The organism is Streptomyces sp. NPDC048269 (genome assembly GCF_040652395.1).
GTDB lineage: Bacteria > Actinomycetota > Actinomycetes > Streptomycetales > Streptomycetaceae > Streptomyces.
In genome coordinates this window covers 1-18837 of sequence record NZ_JBEZLW010000072.1, presented here as the reverse complement: position 1 = coordinate 18837, position 18837 = coordinate 1, and the positions used below count along the sequence as shown (strand labels likewise).

General features: G+C 69.1%; 14 protein-coding genes and 1 pseudogene. 6 read left to right on the top strand and 9 right to left on the bottom strand.

Going from position 1 to position 18837, the window contains the following annotated elements:
* Positions 1-172: 172 nt before the first annotated feature.
* Positions 173-1173: pseudogene (locus tag AB0D48_RS35510) on the top strand (IS5 family transposase).
* A 67-nt stretch (positions 1174-1240) separates the two neighbouring features.
* On the opposite strand, the gene AB0D48_RS35505 reads toward AB0D48_RS35510, so the two are convergent.
* Complete coding sequence (locus AB0D48_RS35505) at positions 1241-3511, bottom strand: MMPL family transporter (protein WP_362406837.1); 2271 nt, start codon at positions 3509-3511, stop codon at positions 1241-1243.
* Between the two features lie 175 nt (positions 3512-3686).
* Between AB0D48_RS35505 and AB0D48_RS35500 the strand changes: the two genes are divergently transcribed.
* The 4 genes from AB0D48_RS35500 (at position 3687) to AB0D48_RS35485 (ending at position 8241) form a co-directional block, all read left to right on the top strand.
* Entirely contained in the window at positions 3687-4859 is a 1173-nt protein-coding gene (locus tag AB0D48_RS35500; protein ID WP_362406834.1) for a histidine kinase, read from the top strand.
* Positions 4834-5496: a response regulator transcription factor gene (locus tag AB0D48_RS35495; RefSeq protein WP_362406831.1), complete on the top strand. Its 663-nt coding sequence runs from the start codon at positions 4834-4836 to the stop codon at positions 5494-5496. The genes AB0D48_RS35500 and AB0D48_RS35495 overlap by 26 nt, the downstream gene beginning before the upstream one ends.
* Before the next feature lie 1141 nt (positions 5497-6637).
* On the top strand, positions 6638-7333 hold the full coding sequence (locus AB0D48_RS35490) for an ATP-binding protein (RefSeq protein WP_362406840.1): 696 nt from the start codon (positions 6638-6640) through the stop codon (positions 7331-7333).
* 2 nt (positions 7334-7335) lie between these two features.
* Complete coding sequence (locus AB0D48_RS35485; RefSeq protein ID WP_362406828.1) at positions 7336-8241, top strand: hypothetical protein; 906 nt, start codon at positions 7336-7338, stop codon at positions 8239-8241.
* A gap of 448 nt (positions 8242-8689) precedes the next feature.
* Here AB0D48_RS35485 and AB0D48_RS35480 read toward each other — a convergent pair whose 3' ends face one another.
* The 8 genes from AB0D48_RS35480 to AB0D48_RS35445 form a co-directional block, all read right to left on the bottom strand.
* Entirely contained in the window at positions 8690-10654 is a 1965-nt protein-coding gene (locus AB0D48_RS35480) for a DUF3732 domain-containing protein (protein ID WP_362406825.1), read from the bottom strand.
* Between the two features lie 4 nt (positions 10655-10658).
* Positions 10659-11135, bottom strand: coding sequence for a three component ABC system middle component (locus AB0D48_RS35475; RefSeq protein ID WP_362406822.1), 477 nt, complete (start codon positions 11133-11135; stop codon positions 10659-10661).
* On the bottom strand, positions 11128-12312 hold the full coding sequence (locus tag AB0D48_RS35470; protein WP_362406819.1) for an ABC-three component system protein: 1185 nt from the start codon (positions 12310-12312) through the stop codon (positions 11128-11130). The genes AB0D48_RS35475 and AB0D48_RS35470 overlap by 8 nt, the downstream gene beginning before the upstream one ends.
* 113 nt (positions 12313-12425) lie before the next feature.
* Complete coding sequence (locus AB0D48_RS35465) at positions 12426-13493, bottom strand: TniQ family protein (protein ID WP_362406816.1); 1068 nt, start codon at positions 13491-13493, stop codon at positions 12426-12428.
* Position 13494: 1 nt separating this feature from the next.
* Positions 13495-14496: a TniB family NTP-binding protein gene (locus AB0D48_RS35460; RefSeq protein WP_362406813.1), complete on the bottom strand. Its 1002-nt coding sequence runs from the start codon at positions 14494-14496 to the stop codon at positions 13495-13497.
* The gene (locus AB0D48_RS35455; RefSeq protein WP_362406810.1) at positions 14490-15239 is read right to left on the bottom strand and encodes a hypothetical protein; all 750 of its coding nucleotides are present in this window, start codon (positions 15237-15239) and stop codon (positions 14490-14492) included. The genes AB0D48_RS35460 and AB0D48_RS35455 overlap by 7 nt, the downstream gene beginning before the upstream one ends.
* Entirely contained in the window at positions 15227-16654 is a 1428-nt protein-coding gene (locus AB0D48_RS35450) for a hypothetical protein (protein WP_362406807.1), read from the bottom strand. The genes AB0D48_RS35455 and AB0D48_RS35450 overlap by 13 nt, the downstream gene beginning before the upstream one ends.
* A complete protein-coding gene (locus AB0D48_RS35445; RefSeq protein ID WP_362406804.1) occupies positions 16651-17373 on the bottom strand; it encodes a TnsA-like heteromeric transposase endonuclease subunit in 723 nt (240 codons plus the stop codon). The genes AB0D48_RS35450 and AB0D48_RS35445 overlap by 4 nt, the downstream gene beginning before the upstream one ends.
* A gap of 453 nt (positions 17374-17826) precedes the next feature.
* On the opposite strand from AB0D48_RS35445, the gene AB0D48_RS35440 reads away from it, so the two are divergent.
* Positions 17827-18456: a class I SAM-dependent methyltransferase gene (locus tag AB0D48_RS35440; RefSeq protein ID WP_362406802.1), complete on the top strand. Its 630-nt coding sequence runs from the start codon at positions 17827-17829 to the stop codon at positions 18454-18456.
* The last annotated feature ends 381 nt before the right edge of the window (positions 18457-18837 follow it).

Below are 18837 nucleotides of genomic sequence, written 5' to 3'. Positions count from 1 at the left end.
TTCACCAGCCCACAACCGGGCATCCCCAAGTTCCCCACCCATTTCCTGACCAACGACCGACCTGCCCAACCGTCACGGCAAGCACCGTTGCAGTATTAGGGCGCGTATCGAGTCGTGATCAATTTGCGGGATGTGCCTTCGTGGCACGGTCCGGTCCGATAGACGGTCTTACGTGACGCGAGTGCAACTGACCGATCCGGATGGGGAGTTCATCGAGCCGTACCTGCCGATCGGCGAGTACGGTCCGTACCCCGAGCGACTGCGACAGCAGTTCGAGGGCGTGATCTGGCGGTTCAAGACGGGCGGGCAGTGGCGGGAGATGCCGACGGAGTTCGGCGCCTGGTCGACCGTGCACAACCGCTTCCGGCAGTGGCGTGACGCCGGCGTCTTCGAGGCCCTGCTGGAGGGCCTGATCACGGAAGCCGCGAAGCGGGGTGAGGTGGACCTGTCCCTGGTCAGCATCGACTCCACCACCGCCCGAGCCCACCACGACGCGGCCGGGCTGCACCTCGACGAGGACGTCGTCACCGCCCTGGAGAAAGCCGCGGCCGAGGAGGAGAAGGCCAGGTCAAAGGGGGCGGCCTCGAAGAGCAAAACGGGCAAGAGACCGAATGATCCCGCGCTGGATGAACGACGACGCATCCGGCGTCGGCGGAAACTCCGGCTGAAGGCCGCCCTCCTCGGACGTTCCAGAGGCGGGCAGACCAGCAAGGTCCACTTCGCCGCCGACCGCAAGTGCCGCCCGCTGGCGTTCATCCTGACCACAGGCCAGGCAGCGGACAGCCCGCAGTTCATCCGCCCTGAAGAAGGTACGGGTACGCGGGCCCGTCGGCCGCTCCCGCATCCGGCCGGACGCGGTCGCCGGGGACAAGGCGTACGCGTCCCGCGGAAACCGCGCCCACCTGCGCAAACGCCGTATCAAGGCGGTCATCCCGGAGAAGAAGGACCAGGCCGCCAACCGGAAGAAGAAGGGCTCCAGAGGTGGCCGACCCGTCAGCCACGACGCCGATCTCCACAAGGAGCGGAACACCGTCGAACGCCTGATCAACAAGCTCAAAGCATGGCGAGGCATCGCCCACCCGATACGACAAGACTCCCGACAGCTACCTCGCCGGTCTCCACCTGCGCGCCTCGATGATCTGGATCAAGGACCTCACCAGGTCCACCCGATGATCACGACTCGATATGCCCCTAGGTGACGCGCTGAGGTGCCGGACGCCAAGGGCGGGCAGGAGTTGAGTCAACGGTCAACCAGCCGTGGACGCGGGGCCTCACCCGTGGATTCCGCGTCGGTGTCGTCGGTGCCGACCGGGCCGCGGGGAAGCATCCAGTCTAGCCACTTCGGCAGCCACCAGTTGGTCCGGCCGAGGAGTGTCATGGCCGCCGGTACCAGCACCATGCGTACGACCGTGGCGTCGATGAAGATCGCGGTGGCCAGGCCGAGCCCGAACATTTTGGTGGAGGGGTCCTCGGCGACGGCGAAGGACAGGAAGACCGCCACCATGATGAGGGCGGCCGAGGTGATGATCCGGGCGGTGCGCGAGACGCCCTCAACGATCGCCGTGCCGTTGTCGCCGGTGCGCAGGTACTCCTCCCGTACGCGGGAGAGGAGGAACACCTCGTAGTCCATCGACAGGCCGAACAGGATGGCGAAGAGGAACATCGGGATGAACGACACGATCGGAACCGTCGCTTCCAGCCCGATGAGTGCGCCTCCCCAGCCCCACTGGAAGACCGCGACCATGATGCCGTAGGCCGCGCCGATGCTCAGCAGATTCAGCAGTACCGCCTTGAGCGGTACGAGTATCGAGCGGAAGACCAGCATCAGCAGCAGGAACGACATCGCCAGCACGGCGGCGACGAACACCGGCAGGCGTTGGCTGGTGCGTTGGCCCACATCGGACAGGCTCGCGGCGGCGCCGCCGACGTGGGCCCTGGCCGGGCCGTGCCCGATCGCCGTGGGCAGCACGTCGGTGCGCAGCCGGGCGATGGTGTCGGCCGTGGCCTTGTCCTGAGGGCTGGTGGTCGGGAACACCACGAGGGTCGCGATGCCGGTGGCCCGATCGATGTGCGTCGGCGCGACGGATGTGATGCCCGGATCCGCCGCGACCGTTGCGACGAGTCGGTCCAGCACTCCCGGATCACCGGTGGGGTCCGCGGCGATGACGAGGGGACCGTTGGTGCCCGGGCCGAACCCCTCGGCGACGAGGTCGTAGGCCCGGCGCTCGGTACGGCTGTGGGGCAGTGAGCCGTCGTCGGGCAGGCCGACGCGCAGGCCGAGCACGGGCAGCGTCGCGGTCAGCAGCAGCCCCGCCGCGCCGACCGCGTACGGCACCGGGTGCTGGCTGACGTGCCCGATCCAGCGACGCCACCCGGCGGCGTGGGCGGCGCCTGCCGCCGGGTCCCGCCGCCGTGCGAGTCGGCCCAGCTTCCTGGTCTGCAGAGCCCGGCCGATCCGGCCGGCCCGGGCCAGGCGCGGGCCCGCCGCGCCGAGGAAGGCCGGCAGCAGCGTCACCGACGCGAGCACCATCGTCAGGACGACGATCGAGACGGCAACCCCGCCCACCGTCATGAACGGCACGTTCGCGACCGCCATGCCGAGGATCGACACGACGACGGTTCCGCCGGCGAAGACCACCGGCCGCCCCGCCGTGGCCACCGCTCGTCCGGCCGCCGCCTGCGGATCGAGCCCGCGCGCGAGGTACTCCCGGTGCCTGGCGAGCACGAACAGCGCGTAGTCGATGCCCACTCCGAGCCCGACCATGCTGCCCAGGACCGGTGCGAAGGTGGGGACGTCCGTGACCCCCGCCAGTACCGTCATCGTGGCGACCCCGACGGTCAGTCCGAAGACCGCCATGCCGATCGGCAGCGCGGCGGCGACGAGCGAACCGAACGCCAGGAACAGGATCGCGGCCGCGGCGAGGAGGCCGATCAGCTCGCTCACGCCGCCGTCGGGGTCGGAGAAGGCGTAGAAGAGGTTCCCGCCCATCTCGATGCGCAGGGGCAGTTCGGCGCGCAGCCGGTCGCCGAGATCGACGAGGGCGTCGAGGTCTTCGGCCGACAGCCGGCTCTGGTCCGGGTACTGCACCCGGACGACCGCGATCCGCCCGTCGGCCGAGACGAGGCCGCCGCGCACGGCGGTGTCCCCGCCTGCGTCGAGTGCCCCCGCCGGGTCGCTCGTGCCGAGCACGTGCGGCAGCCGCTTCACCTCGGTCTGCAGCCGCGTGAGAGCGGTGCGCGCGCTGTCGTGGTCGAAGAACGTCGCAGCGCCGTCGAGGGGGGTGACGACCACTTGGGCGGTCATCCCCTCCTGGCCGGTGCCTGCCCGCTCGATCAGTTCCGCGGCCCGCTGGGAGTCCAGTCCCGGAGCGGTCATCGAGTCCGCGGTACGCCCGCCGAAGGCGACGGCGGCGAGGACGGCGAGCGTGGCGGCGATCAGCCATGCCGCGATCACCCGCCAGGGATGGCGGGCGGCGCTTGCGCCCAGGCGCAACAGGGCTTTCGAGAGCATCGGGTCCTCCAACCACCTCGTCGGCCGTCCTTGTACGGCCGCCGATGCCGAGGCTCGTCGCCACGGCGCTCCGCGGCATCGGCCCGCGGGCCGCGGATCCGTCGGCCCCGGGGCGGAGTGACGACCCGTCCTTTCGGCCGATGCGCGGCACGCCGCGGTCCCTAGGCTGAGAACCGTGCTCCGAGACGACCTGCGAACCCTGTGGACCGAACCCCGGCCACCCGACGCGCCCACCCGGGTGCGGCGGGACTGGGCGCTGCTTGCCGCGGGCCTTGCCGGTGTGGCGCTGGAGGCCACCCTGCGCGAGAACGTCGTGTGGCGGCAGGTGGCGGTGGTGTTCGCCGTATGGCTGTGCCTGCTGCCCCTGTGGCGCCGGACCCGCCCGCTGGCGATGGTGACGCTGGCGTTCGGCTCGGTGATCCTGCTTCCGGTGGCCTCGCTCGTCGCCGCACCGCGCGAGCCCGTCGGCCTGTACACCGGCGCGGTCGTGCTCGTGCTGGTGTACGCGCTGCCCCGGTGGGGATCGGGACGGGAGATCGTGCTGGGCGGCGCGGTGATCCTCGCGGCCGGCGCGCTGTGTGTCGTCACGGACGAGACCCCGGTCGTCGAAAAGGTCGTGGGCTTCGTCTTCCTGCTGCTGCCCGGCGTGGTCGGGGCTGCCGTGCGGTTCCGGGTGACCGCTCGCGAGCGACAGTTGGAGCAGGTGCGCTCCCGCGAGCGCGAGCAGCTCGCCCGGGAACTGCACGACACGGTGGCCCACCACGTGTCGGCCATGGTGATCATCGCTCAGGCGGGCCGGGTGCTCGCGGGCACCGACCCGTCCGCCGCCGTCGAGGCGCTGGAGGGGGTCGAGGAGGAAGGGGCGCGCACGCTGGAGGAAATGCGCGCCATGGTCGCCGCGCTGCGCGACCGCGGGGTCGGCGCCGAGCTGGCGCCCCCTGCCGGAGTCGCGGATCTGGAGCGCCTGGTGCGCACCCCGGGTGGTCGCCTCAGGGTCGACCTGGGGCTCGACGGCGAGCTGGACGCGCTGCCCCCGGCCGTGGACGCGGCCGTCTACCGGATCGTGCAGGAGTCGGTGACCAACGCGCTGCGCCATGCGGTCGACGCGACCGAGCTCGTCGTTCGGGTCGCCGCGGAACGGCACACGGTACGGGTGAGCGTGCGCGACAACGGCCGGCGCACCGGCCGGGGTCGCGACGGATACGGACTTACCGGACTGCGCGAGCGCGCGACCCTGCTCGGCGGCACACTACGAGCCGGCCCGAGTACCGACCGGGGCTGGCATGTCGAAGCCGAACTGCCGAGAGCGAGGAGCGAGAGCGGTGTCCATTGGCGTCCTCGTCGCTGACGACCAGACGATCATCCGCACCGGGTTGCGGATCATGCTGAACGCCCAGCCCGGCATCGAGGTGGTCGGCGAGGCCGCCGACGGGCGGGAAGCGGTACGTCTGGCCCGCGAACTGCGCCCAGACGTCTGTCTGTTCGACATCCGCATGCCCGTACTCGACGGGCTCGAGGCCACCCGGCTGGTCGCCGGCCCGGGCGTCGCCGACCCGCTGGCCGTGGTCGTCATCACCACGTTCGACCTCGACGAGTACGTCTACGGCTCACTGCGTGCCGGCGCCCGCGGATTCCTCCTCAAGGACACGGGACCGGACCTTCTGGCGCAGGCCGTACGGTCGGCGTCCGACGGTGAGGCGCTCATCGCGCCCAGCGTCACCGTCCGTCTGCTCCAGTCATTCGCGGACCTGCCCGCCGGCCGGCCCGTGGCCCAGCCGGTCTCCCCCGTCACCGCCCGCGAGGAGCAGGTGCTCCTCGCCGTCGCTCGCGGGCTGACCAACACCGAGATCGCCGATGCACTGCACATCAGCCTCAGCACGGTGAAGACGCATCTGGCCAGCCTGATGGCCAAACTCGGCGCCCGCAACCGGGTCGAGATCGCGATGTGGGCCTACGAAACGCGCCGTATCCTCCCCGGAACCTGAGCCGGGTGCCGGGCCATGTCCCATGAGTCCCCGCCCGGACATCAGTGCACCGGTCGGCTCACGTCGGCTCCACGTGCCTCACCCGCCCCAGAGCGTGACGTACCAGGAGGCCGGAACTGGGACGGTGAGACACCCGATACGACAAGACTCCCGGCAGCTACCTCGCCAGTCTCCACCTGCACGCCTCGATGATCTGGATCAAGACCTCACCAGGACCACCCGATGATCACGACTCGATACGGGGACTGTAAAAAGAACGGTGTAACTCCGATCATGGAGGATTGAACCTGACGCCGTTGGCGGCGTGGGAGGCGGATCCGCTGCCGATCGAGGACGTCGCGGAGGAGCGGCTTGCGTTCTTCGCGTTGGAGGACGACGGCCGGGTCCGGAAGATCACCACGAACGGGATCTCATGGCGGCGGCGTGCCTATATCGCGCCGTGGATGGCCGGCAATGTCGGTACACACAGGTCCGCCTGCGGTATCTGCCGCACTACGACGGGCGGATCGAGGTGTTCGCGACCGAGGGGTGGGGCCGGCATCTGGGCAGCGCGTATCTGGCGGAGGCGGCGACGGTGGAGCAGCGTCGTGCGCTGAGTTCGGTCAGGGAGAAGAAGGCCCGCGTGCTGAGAGCGGATCTGAAGGCGGCGGAGAAGCTGCGCAAGGCCCGCTACCCCGCTACGACGACGGCTGCTGTGCCCCGTCCGCGGCGCACGGTCACCTCCTCGCAGGCCGAGGCGGAGATCGCCCAGGCCAGGGGAGTGGATTTGGCGGCCCGGGCTCTGCCGGCCTTGTCCCTCCTCGTGAGCCCCCGGCTTCCTGGGCGCGTCCGGTTGTCCGCCCTCGCCGGGCGGCCGACTCGCCAACGGACGCCGGGGAAGCAGCCGATGGCGGGCCGCCTGGAGCGGCTGATGTACGTGACGACAGCGGGGAGCGTTGATCAATGGCGACTGCCGAACGGCAGGGCCGGCTGCCTCGTGAGCGGGAGGACCACTTCATGCGCCTGCCGGGCGCCCAGGTGGTCTCCACCCGTGCCCTGCTCATGGTCCGGGAGAACATCCGCGCCGCGATCGAAGCCAGAGCCATGATCTGTATCTACGGGCAGGCAGGCCGGGGCAAGTCCTTGGCGGTGAACACCCTCGCTGCGCGAGCTCGCGCCGAAGCTGACACGCCGGATCCAGTTCCGTGCCCGCCCCTCGACCCGCGACCTGCGCCATGAGCTGTTCCACGCCCTCGGCTTGCAGGGGCGTCCTCCCGCCCACGCGATCGAGTTCGACCGGATGCTGCGCGGTGCTCTGGAGGAGACGCACGTCCTGGTCTGTGACGAGGCGCAGTGGCTGTCGAAGATGTGTTTCGAATATCTGCGCTATTTGTGGGATGGCATCAGTTCGGACCTGACGATCGTGTTCACGGGCGGGGACGGCTGTTTCGAGATGCTGCAGAGCGAGCCGATGCTGGAGTCGAGGGTGTACGCGTGGCAGGAGATCGACCCGATGCCGCTGGAGGAGGTCCTCACCGTAGTCCCGGCGTTCCACCCCGTCTGGGCAGATGCGGACCCGGAATTGATCGCGATGTGCGATGACGAGGCCGCGCACGGCAACTTCCGGGCCTGGGCGAAGATCACTCATCACCTGGCCGCCGGGATGAAGGAGTCCGGGCGGGTCTGGACGAGGACCTGCTGCGCTGGTCCTACAGCAAACTGCGCCAACGCCCGGTGGTGGCCTGAGTGCTGGACTGCTCGAACCCTCCGCCGGTCACGGTGGTCTTGGACCCGCACGACGACGTGGTACACACCCGGGCGGCCCTTGCATCCCACGCTCCGCAGCATGGACGCCTGACCGTGCACCCGACCCCGGGGACCGACGCCGCGATCGCTCTCGCCTACGACATCCTCGCTGCCCTGGGCAAACCCGTCCCCCTCACCGGCTACCGCCACCTCGACCCGGCCCCGGCCTGGTCGATTGCCGCAGCCTGGATCCTGGCCACCCCCATCACCCACCTGACCCTGCTGCGCGCCCACCTGCTCACCCCGCACCGCTTCAGAGACCTTCTCACCCTGCGTCGGCGTACCGGGGTCCGCCTGGTTCTGGTCTGCCATCACCGGGCCATGCGGGCGTTCCTGGAGCGCGAACTGCGCCAGGTGGACCACCTCGTCGCCGAGGCCTCCGCCCTGCTGCCTGAGGCCGAGCCGGCCATCTTGGAGCGCCAGGCACCGCACCCTGCGCGGCCGTTGGCGAACCGCTGGATCGCCCTGCCTGCCCTGACTACCCTCAAGGCCTTCGACGAGCCGACCGGCCCGTGCCGGTGTGCCGCACCGTCGGCGGCGGACCGGGACTTCTTCCCGCCGGTGATGCCGCCGGTCACCGAGGCGGAAGTGGCTTGGCGCCTTCACCGCGGGACGGCGCACCCGTACCTGGCGGCTCAGCTCGCGACAGCCACGTTCTCCGCGGCTTCCACCACCCAGCTCGCCACCGCACACGTTCGCGACCTGGCCCCGGACGGTACGACCATCACCCTGCACGACCACGGGCTGCGCCAGGGCTGCATGACCCACTTCGTGCCGGGCTGGGCCCGCCCGCTGCTAAGGGCGGCTGCACTCCTCTGGCGGATCGGGGCCGGCACCAGCGGCGGAGTCTTCAGCGATCCGCTGGAAGGCGAGGGGCTGACGCCCTTGAGGGCCTTCAGCGAGGGCTGCAGGCTGCGGCCACCCCAGCCGCCGCGCCCCAAGCTGCGCCGCAGCCGGTGAGGGACAACTCCCAGTCCGAAGGAGCCTGCGAAGACCATCTGGCCTGTGTGTACCGCCCATTACGGGCTTGCGTGGGCCAGGGATGAACCGGATCTGATTGCAGGGCTGCCCGTACCCGCCTCCGCACACGCGGAAGACCATCGAGCGGCGGAAGAAGGGGTGGCTGCCACCGGACTACGGACTGCGTGAGCTTCGCCGTCTGCGCTGACAAGCTCGACATGGGGCTGGTGACAGGTGTCGCCGCTCAGTGAAACTGCGCAGTCGTCATGCTTCTGACCTTGTGTTGTGCAGGTTGGCTGAACGGGTTGGAGGCTGCGCTGGCTCACTTAATCTGCGCAGAGTTCGGGGACGCCAGCTGTCTGAACTGGGGATTTCCCAGCTCTGGGGGTGGTTGCGCAGGTTGGTTGAGCACTGCGCAGTTTCGCTGATCCTCGGTATGTGCCGGCGGCTATGGGGTGGGGTTGGTGTCGAGCCAGGTGGTGGGGATGAGTTTTTCGCCGCCGCGCCAGTTGTAGCGGATGGAGTCCTGGTACCAGGCGTGTGGCAGGTCGGCGTGGTCGCTGACGATGATCTGGAAGCCGGGGGACAGCTCGGTGACGACCTGGTGCATGAGCTTGAAGAGTCCGGTGACTGTCACGCGGTCTTCGTCCAGGGCGAGGTCTTCCAGCCGGCCTCGTGCTTTGGCCATGTCGGAGGGGTAGTAGGGCTGGGTCGGCTGGTCGAGCATGAGGAAGCGGGGTACGGGCCGGCTGTTCGCGGTGAAGTACTGGTGGAGGGCGAGATGGGCGGCCAGGTGGTAGCCGACATGGTTCTTGCCACTGCCGATACGGAGCAGTTCGGTGATGCCGTTCGGGGTGTCGGTGACGACGGTGAGCTTCTTCAGGTTCAGGCGGACCAGGCCGTCGTCGTGCTCGAGTTTCAGGAATTTGGCGTGGCTGCTCATCTTGCCGCTGATGTAGCCGAGGCTGTGGGTGAGCTTGTCCTCGATGGCTTCGCTGTCGAGCTGCTCTTCGAGGGCTTGGACGCGTTGCTGCGCGATGGCGGCATCGGCTTGCAGACGCTGGAGGTGGCCGCTGCCGGTTGTGGTGCTGATCTGGCTCAGGTAGGCGCTGATCCTGCCGCGGGTGTAGGCCTGGGCTTCGGCCTGTCCAAGGAGGCCGGCCTGTTCTGAGCGTTGGTCGGCGATGATGCTGAGGGCACCTTCGACGCCGCGGAGCTCTTCACGTAGGCGTATGGCTGTCTGCTCGATGTCGCGTAGGGCCTGCTCGCGGCGGGGCTGTACCGCGCGCACGTTGTCGAGCTGGCTGCGGAGGTCTTCGAGAGTGGCGTGCATGTCGGCGACGGTGGGGTCGGGCTCGGCCAGCGCGTTTCCGCACAAGGGGCAGCTGTGTTCTCCGGGGAAGCCGTCGGGTACGAGGCTGAGAGCGGACAGGCGGGACATGCCGCGCCCTATGGCCCCGCTGTAGCCGGCGGCCTGGGACTCCAGATCGTTCACGAGCTGGCGCTCTTCTGCCAGGGAACGCAGCTGCCGGCGCAGAGCCGCGGACTGTTCGTTGAGGACAAGCTCCTGCCGGCGCTGCTCCTCGTCTCCGTTACGCCGGGCAGTCCGGAAGGAGGAGGCCTGTTGGAGTGCCTCGATGAGTGCTTCCCTGTCCGGGCTGCTGAAGGCGTCGTCGGCGAGGAGTCCGTGAACTCGGGCTTCACCCAGGAGGGACTGCAGCTGCGATTCCACGGCCTGGTTTGCTTCCTGGGAGGCTTTGAGGCGGTTCTCCGCGCTGCGCAGGGCTCGTTTGGCCTGGAGGAGCTGCTGCTGGAGTGCTGCCTGGTCTTCCGGGACCGCGCCGAGGAAGTACGGGATCGTGGCCTTGAGGCTCTCGGGGATTCTGCTTTCGTTCTGGCGGTGGAACAGGATCCTCTTGGACGCGACCTCGTCCTGGTTCTGCAGACAGAGCATGACGGCGTGACCGAGATTGGCGCTGAGCGGGGTGGCCAGGCTGCCGGCCGCGGGCTCACTGCGGGTGTCTCCGATGCCGATCCGGCGTCCGATCTGCTGGCGCAGCTGGGTGGAGTCGGTGTTGATTCGCAGGTCCGCCAGCTCCGGGACGCCAAGGTCGCTGCCGACTTCGAACATGGCGTTGGTGACGGACTTGGCTGTCGGTCCAGGTGCTGGCCGTGCGGCGAGGACGCGGGTGTCGGCCAGTTGCAGGATGACGGCGTACCAAGCGACGGTGGTGAAGATCGGGCTGACCGGGAGAGTGGCCTCGTCTCTACCGAGGCAGTAGTCGACGATGTCGAGCAATGCGCTTTTGCCTGTCTCGGAGGTGCCGGTGACGATGTTGAGTTCGCCGAGCCGGAAGTCCAGGACGCGCTTCTCGCCGCTCTTGCTGTAGAGGATGATCGACCGGATCTGCACCCGCTCAGGGTCTCACGCCCAACAGCGCAAATACGGTCGAAGGGTTTTCTGACTTGGCTGTCCAGCGGCCTATCAGCGAGGCGGCCTTGATGAGATCGGCGAGCTCGCCTCCGGCACGGGACTGCGCGAGTGTGCCTTTGAGGCAGCCTTGTTCGATGGCGAGCATCTGGTGACGGAGACCGAAGCGCAGGCCTTCTCGTACCGCGGGTGCCAGCGAGGTGCCGCGTGGGGCAAGGCCGGCGACGAGTGCTGGGTGTTCTGCCACCCAGTTCGTCAGATGAGTGCGCGTAGAGGTGGGCAGTGCCCGCCGTGTGGGCCGGTGCAGAACCAGCGGGGCCAGGACGAAGACCATGGGCCACGGCATCAGCCTGCCGGAGGCCTCCCGCTCGTAGTCGCGTGCCGCGGTGGCGGCGATGGCGGCTACGAGGGCGGGGTTGAGGAAGGCGGCGCTGGCCTGCGGCCTCCGCGTCCAGCTAGGCACGCGCGGCCCTGATCAGATCCTTCACCCGTTCCTCGAAGTCGGGGTGCCATCCGATCCGGCCGAGGTCGGCCAGCTCGTGGTGCTTGCCGCGGGAGAAGAACGCCTCGTCGTACGCCTCACGGATCCGGACGCGGGTCTGGTCCAGGGTTTTGCGTAGCAGCGCCCTGCCGGCCTGTTCCTGGGCACGGTCGGTGGCGTCATCGCCCAGGTCATCGAGCATCCAGTCGAACTCCCGCTGCCACTCGTCGGAGAGGTTGCCTTCGAACCGTGCCAGCTCGTCGAGGTCGACCAGGTCGTCTTCGAGCCATGCCACGGTCTGGGTGTAGGCGCGGTAGTAGTCCACCATCGCCTTGTTCAGATGGCGACCGGCGCCTACCCAGCGCAGCTGGTGGACGAATGCTGCGTCCGAAAGCTCAGCCTCGGCCTCTGCCGGGAAGTCGTCACGTCCCACGAGCGTGGGCAGTCTGTCGGAGGTGTAGTCGTCTCGGATGCGGCTGATGCGCTGCATCACCCGGGTCACGGAGACGCTGGTGTGCCGCTTTTGCAGCATGTCCACGGTCTGCTCGTACCACCACGCCCACAACTGCTTCATGAAAGAGTCGGCGTGCCCCTCGGGGAGCGCGGCCCTGAGCTTCACCCGTACCTGCGCATCGAGGTCGTCGATGGACGGGGTGCCGTCGATGACCCGCATCCGCTGGACGAAGACGGCGCGCTGCGCGGGCGGGAGTTTCAAGAACGCCGCCCGTGCGTCCGCAGTCCCTGCGGCAGTCGACTCCTCAGCCGCGGTGGTCAGCAGCTTGAGCGCCTCGGCGGGCGCCGGATTCGGCGCCTTGAGCGCGGCCATAGCAGTCCCTGGGCGCGCCTGTTGGGTGGTGACCAGGGTCAGTGCAGGGCCGTTCTCGTCGCCGGGGGCGTGGGTGTCCATCCATGACTTGATGGTCCTCCAGACGTCGTCGTCCTTGTCGCCGAGAGTGCGCACGCCGCGAATGTGATGCTTGACCTGCAGAAGATCAAAGGGCCGTCCGTCTTGTTCCCACGCGACGTCGTCGTGGAGTTCCAGGCTGATTGCCCCGTCAGGCCGGTCCTCTTGTCCGCGCAGCAGTTCGAGCAGAGCGAACTGCGCCTGGAAGAGGTAGCCCAGGGCGGACGCCGATGCCTCATGTGCGGAGGACGCCATGCCCTCAGTCTCCCGACTCCGATGTTGATCTGTCCAGAACACCACACTAATCGAACGTAGTTGCGCTAGTTAGGTGCTCTCCGGCGAGGATTCGAAGCAGTGGCTTGTGGGTGTCACCTTCGCTGAGGGCCGTGGGCTTTCGCTGTTGGCTGGGATGGTCGGTATCCGAGTTGGGTGAGTTCGACGGTGTCCGCTTCACGGCTGGTGGGTTTGGTGTGGTGGCGGTAGGCGGTGTCGTTGGTGGGGTGGCGTGGGGCATATCGGATGTAGTGGGAGAGGTCTTCGGGGTAGTGGGCGGGGTTTTGTAGCCATCGGCGGTTCAGAAGGCGGGCGATGGTGGTGTGGAGGGGATGGGACTGGCCGGGCCGGGTCCGGTGGTAGCGGGTGGAGGGCCGGCGGACGAGAAGCCCGGCCAGGGTGATGGTCTCGGGGTAGGTGATCGCCTCGCGGGCCAGGGCTTGCCACATGGAGGCGTCTTCGCTGCCGACGAGTCGGGCGCGGTCGGGCCAGATCCGTTCGGACTTGGGGGCGCGGCGGCGCCAGTGTTCGGTGAGGCGGGCTGCCTGGGCGACGGCATTGTCAGCGTCGGGTCCCCAGCGGCGGGTCAGTCGCAGGTGGGTGTGGTGTGCGCGGACGATCTCGGGAGTCTTGTGCAGGAGAGCGTGGGTGTGGGGGACGGGTATGCCGTGGAGGGTGTGGGGGCCCAGTGCCCAGGTGCGGTGGCGGGCGCATACGAGCTGCTGGTGGGGGAGGTAGCGCGGGACGGGCTGGGTTTGTCCGGTGCGGGCGACGGTGCAGTGCGGGCATCCGATGACGGCGGGAAGGCTGGAGGGGCGCATGGCGCCGCCGGGCCTGGTTTCAGCGGCGGAGCCCCGGTCTCGGTAGTCCTTCCAGCATGGAAGGGCGTGGGTGAGGTGAGCGTCGGGGATGCCGGTGTACTGGCTGATGCGGGCCCGCGCGCCGGCGTTGAGGTAGAGCTCGGTGGGCGTGTGCGGCCCGTAGTCGTGTTCGCGGGCGGGGTAGACCTTGGGCCGGTGTATGTGCAGCCCGCTCAGGAGCTCGCTGGTGGTGAGGTAGTGCGCCCTGGCGAGGCGTTCGACAAATGAGGCGTTGGTCTCGAAGGACAGGGGGCGGATGCGTCGCAGCGCGCGGTGTGTCAGGTCCGGCAATGTTCGCGGCATGTCAGCGCCGCCTTGCGTGCCTGGGGGTGTGTTCGGCGAGTTCGTCGAGCTCGATGTCGTCGAGAAGTGCTTTGGTGATCTTCTCGCTGCCGTCCAGGATCGCGGCGATGGCCGCTTCGCGCACCAGGGCGGACAGGCTTCCGATCCGGCCCCCGGTACGGAGGTGGAGATACGGCGCGTGCCGGGCCAGCGCACCCGTGCGGTGGGCGTCCAGGCGCAGTGCCTCGTCCATGCCCTGGATCAGCCCTTCCCATGAAGCGCGTTGCGCGGGGCTGCCGTGTCCCAGGGGCGGATTGCGGACGGTTTTGAACCGGCCTGCGATCTGCGCGCCCCGAACTCCGGTCAGTAGTGGTGAGGAGTCGAGGGCGACGCCCGCGTACACGAACGTCGCGGGGATCCGTTCGCTGAGGTGTTTCATCTGGTCGGAGGTCTCGGCGCCGTTGCGGGTGCGGGTGTTGAGGAGGTGGACGTCGTCGATCAGGACGAGTCGGGTGCCTAGTTCGTTCAGGGTGGCGCACACGATGTCGGTGATGTGGGCCTGGTTCATGCTCGCGGTGAGGGGCAGGTCGAGGAACCGGGCGAGTTCGGACACGAGCATTTTCGCGGTCGCGGCCGGGGGGACGGAGAGGAACACGACGGGCATGTGGTTGTCGGGTGCGCCCCGGCGGGCTCGGTCGGCGAGGTGGAAGGACCGGCCGAGTTGTTGCAGGGTGGTGGTTTTTCCGGTGGTGGGTGGCCCGGAGATCAGCAGGCCTCGGCGGGCGGTGCCGTTGTGCCTGCGGTTGAGGATCATCAGCCGGCGCAGGGTGAGGGAGACCTTGGTCATGGTGGGGGTGGACAGGATGACGAACCGGGAGTGGTAGTCCAGGCGGTCTTCTGCGCTCCACGGTCCGGTCCCGGGCAGGCAGGGTGGATCGGTGTCGACGAACCGCATCCATTCGCGCCAGGTGCTCGGCGAGGCGTACGGATCGTCGTTCGTTTCCCGGCCGGCGGCCGTTACCACTGCTGAGCCTCCTGGTGTGCGTCGAAGATGTTCCAGGCACCGCCCGACGCCGCCGCGCCGCCAATGGCAGGGGTGGTGTCGGCGCCCTCGTCCGCGTCCAGGACCTGTCCGGCGGGACTGTCCAGCAGATCCATGTCCGCGTTCCGTCGTTTCGTGTGCCCCGCCTGTGCCTTCCGGCGTGACTGTGCGGGCTGGTCGTTCTCGCCGGGCTTGGAGGCGGTGCTGGTACGGGCCGCTGCGTCGAGGACGCCCGGGGCGCTGCTGGCAGGGGGAGAATCGCCCACGCCGCCGACGCCTGTGTCGGTGGCGTGGGCGCGGCGTAGGAGTTCGTCCAGGTGGCGGGCGAGCTGCTCCTCGTGTTCGGCCCGGCCTTCGCGCTGTTTGACCACGCTGCGGATGTGTCGCCAGGTGGTGTCGGTGAACGACTTGGATACCAGTCCTTGATGGATCCAGGTGACCGGCTCCCAGCCGTGGGGGAGTCTGACCCAGCATTGCCACGGCTCGTAGGGGTTGTGGTGGACCTCCCATTTGCCGTCCGCGGCGGTGGAGCGGTGGCGGTGCGCGTTGAGTGCGGGCCCGTCGTAGGTGCGGTGTTCGAACCGGATGCCCTCGTCGCCGATCGCGCACCGTCTGGAGGGAAGCAGTTCGATCCAGTCCGCCCCTGTCAGGGGGACGGGGACGTGCCCGGCGATACCGACGAGCGCAGCCCACATCTCGTTGGGAGTGAGCGTCAGACGGGGCATGAGCGGGTGCCGCAACCGCTCGTGACACCGTTCCTGCCACCCGCAGACAGCCCACTCGTCGAGGAGGTCCTGCAGCTGGGGCAGCGTCCAGCGCGCTTCGTCCTCCACGGTGCTGCCGCGCGCCGCGAGGTTGTTCCCGGTGTATCCGGCGACGTACTGCGCGAACAGGGTGCCGATCGCCCCAAGCCCCGCTCCACCTGTCCTTTGGCGTACCCGGACGCGGGCGGGCACGGCTGGACCGAGATCCCCAGGTGCTCGGCGGCGGCGAGGAAGCAGCGGGAGACGAACACCTTGCCCTGGTCGATGACCACGGTCGAGGGCCGGATTACCGGCCTGGCGGCCGCGCCCTGCATGCGGGCGTCGATGGAGACAAGCCGCTGGTGGGGGATGACGGAGGCGGCCATGGACAGGTACTCGGGCCAGTCGGGCCGCATCGGCTGCGGCACCAGCGTCTGTGCCAGGAGCACGGCCGCGTCCACCGCCTTGGTGCCCTTGGGGCGCAGGACGGCCGCGGTGATGCTGCGGGTGGCCACGTCCACCGCCATCGTCAGCTCCGGCCGCCGCGCCTGTCCGTCCTCGCAAACGACCATCACGTCCAGCAGAGTGCTGTCCATCATCACCAGCTCACCGGGCGCCATCGCGAGCGTCGGTGTGAACACAGGCACGGGCCGAGACGCCCTGCGCCGCTCTCCGGCGGCTGTCAGCGCCAGTCCCTGCTGTTCGGCGACGGCCCGCACCAGCCGGTTGAACGTGGCCGCCGGCGGCACCACTACGGTCCCGGAGCCGTGGGTGTCCTGCAGCAGCCAGGTCACTTGCCGCCGTAGCCGGCTCAGCGTCCCGGTCGACCGCCCTTGCTGCTCCGTCAGCGCCCCGACGATCGCGGCCACCACCCGCGGATCGGCCTGGCCGAACACCGACCGCTCCCGCTTCCTACGGCCGTCGACGAGCCCCCAGACCCCTTCCTCGCGGTAGCGGGCTCGCATCCTGCGCACCGTGGCCACGCTGACCGTCTCTCCGGCCGCGGTCAGCTCGGCGGCCTTGGCCGCCTCCCGTTCGGCGAGCGAGTACACGGCCGGGTCGTACCCGGTTCGAGGGGGCCAGTCCTGGCGAGGGCCGACGTGCCCAGTCTCGACTTCCAGGATGTGCCGCTCCCAGGCCAGGGCCTTCTCCCGGACTTCGGGGCCGAGCCCGTCCAGCGGGCCGTGCACGGGCACTCGTCGGCGCGTGGAGCGGGGGTGGTCCAGGACGTCGAAGTCTTGCGTCCCGAGTACCTGGGTGAGCAGCAGCACCTGCACGCTGGCGTCTTCCTCGGCGAGCAATCGGCAGCGCGGCCCGTCCAGACCGGCCAGGACGTGGATCCGGTCCTCGAACCGGATCCGGTCGCCGACCTTGACGACGTCCACCGCCCGCTTCACCGCCCTGCTCCCAGGCGCCGACCGGCGCTGGCGGTCACGAGGGTTTCCTCGTTCAGGGGACGGTCCCAGTCCATGGTCAGCAGGCCGTGCCACAGCTGGTGGTAGACGGCTGGCAGCGTCGCGATCGGGTCCCCGAGCCGGAGCGCGCCCCTGCCCAACGCGATGGGCTCGGGGAACGCCCGCTGCAGCCGGGCAGCGGAGATCCCGACTGAGCACCGGGGATGCCGGTAGCCCGACAGCCACCGTGCGTTGGCCGTGACCACCGGATCCGCGGCAACCGCGAACCGGTGCTCCCAGCCGGCCTCCCGAGCACACGCCTCAACTACCCGCGCCCGGCCTGCGAGCCGCCCGGACGGTCCACCGCGCCGGGGGCAGTCCACGAGGTGCATCGCGCCGTCGGCCAGAGCCACGGCCAGGTCAGGGGCGTGGGTGACAACCCTTCCCCGTTCCTCCCACACGAACTCCACTGGCCGGCACGCGATGCCCACCACCTGCGGATCGCGGTCCAGTAGCATGACCGCGTCCCGCATCGCCGCGCTCCCGTATCCGACCAGACGGCTGGTGGTCGCGGACCACCACCATCCCGGAGCCAACCGCCGTCCGCGCCGTACCGGGAAACCACGTACGACCGGGTAGTCCATGGGCCGTAGCTCCCCGGTCGTGGTCCGCCACGGCAGCTGGACCACCACCCCGTCGGGCCCCACGAACCGAACGTTCACATGACGCGGATGCACCCTGCCCCCTCCGTCGATTCCGAGGCAAGACCACAGGCAAGCCCCCTTCCCCCTCAGTGGAAACGGGGCGACCAATCTGAGCAATGCGCAGATACACCGAGCCATACGATGCGGTGAAAAACTCTCAGACCGGCCCGAAGGCTCCTTCTGAATCTGCTACATCCGGGGAGACAACGCGTGTTCGGCGGAGGAGCATGAGCGCCAGCACCGCCACCGCAAACCGTGGGCAGGAGTTGGACTGCGCAGGTTGATTGAGCAGTGCGCAGTTTCGCTGATCCGCGACAACAAGTATCGGCGGTCAGTGGATCTGGTACGGGATGATCTTTCCAGAGTCTAGCTCTGATTCAGATTGAATCAGATGGGCCGCGCCCCTGACCGGTGTAGTCGGCATGGGGCCGGATAACGGCTCTGACCGTGGACGGTGTTAGCTTCCTCCCCGTGACGGACCACCAGGAGCAGACGAGGACGGCCTATGACGGGGTCGTCGAGCTGTATGCGTCGATGTTCGCTGATCGGTTGGAGACGCATCCGTTCTCGCGGAACATGATCGGCACCTTCGCCGAGCTGGTGCGTGAGACGGGGAACCTGCGGGTGGCCGATGTCGGGTGCGGGCCTGGACATCTGACGGGCATGCTGCACGATCTGGGCCTGGACGTCTTCGGGCTCGATCTTTCCCCGGGCATGGTCGACCATGCCCGGCGGGCCCATCCGGCGTTGCGGTTCGACGAGGCGCGGATGGAGGCCCTGCCGATCGAGGACGGCGCGCTCGGCGGCGTGCTGGCCCACTACTCCATGATCCACACCCCGCCCGGTGAACTGCCCACACTCCTCGCCGAGCAAGTACGCGTCCTGGCGCCCGGAGGCCTGCTCCTGGTTTCCTTCTTTGCGACCGAAGAGCCGGAGCCGATCCGCTTCGACCACAAGGTGACCCCCGCTTACAGCTGGCCAGCTGACCGCTTCGCCGACTTGCTGACCGAAGCCGGGCTCGCCCCCTTCGCCCGGCTGCTCCACGATCCGACCTCCGAACGGGGCTTCCTCGACGCCCACTTGCTGGCCCGCCTGGAATAGAAGGAACACAGGGCCCGACGGCTAGCCCCCTTACCGCTGCTAGCTCGGTCCGCGGAGCGGGCCGTGGTCTGGAGGTGGAGCCGGAAGACCCAGGGTGGGGGAGCGAAGCGGACCCGCCCAACGGGCCTGAGGCCCGGACCCCGTGAAACGGGGTCACCTCCCGCGCGGAGCGCGGGAGCCCTGGGGCCTGCGCAGCAGGCCCGCTCTGGTGGAGCGAAGCGGAACCAGAGCCAGTCCGCAGCGAAGCGCAGGACTCCGGCCCGAAGGGCCGGCCATGGCTCGGAGCGAAGCGGAGAGCCGGGCCCGAAGGGCCCCGGCCGAGCGCAGCGAGGCCGTTCAGTCCTGAGCGCGCAGCGCTCAGGTACCCGCGGAGCGGGTACC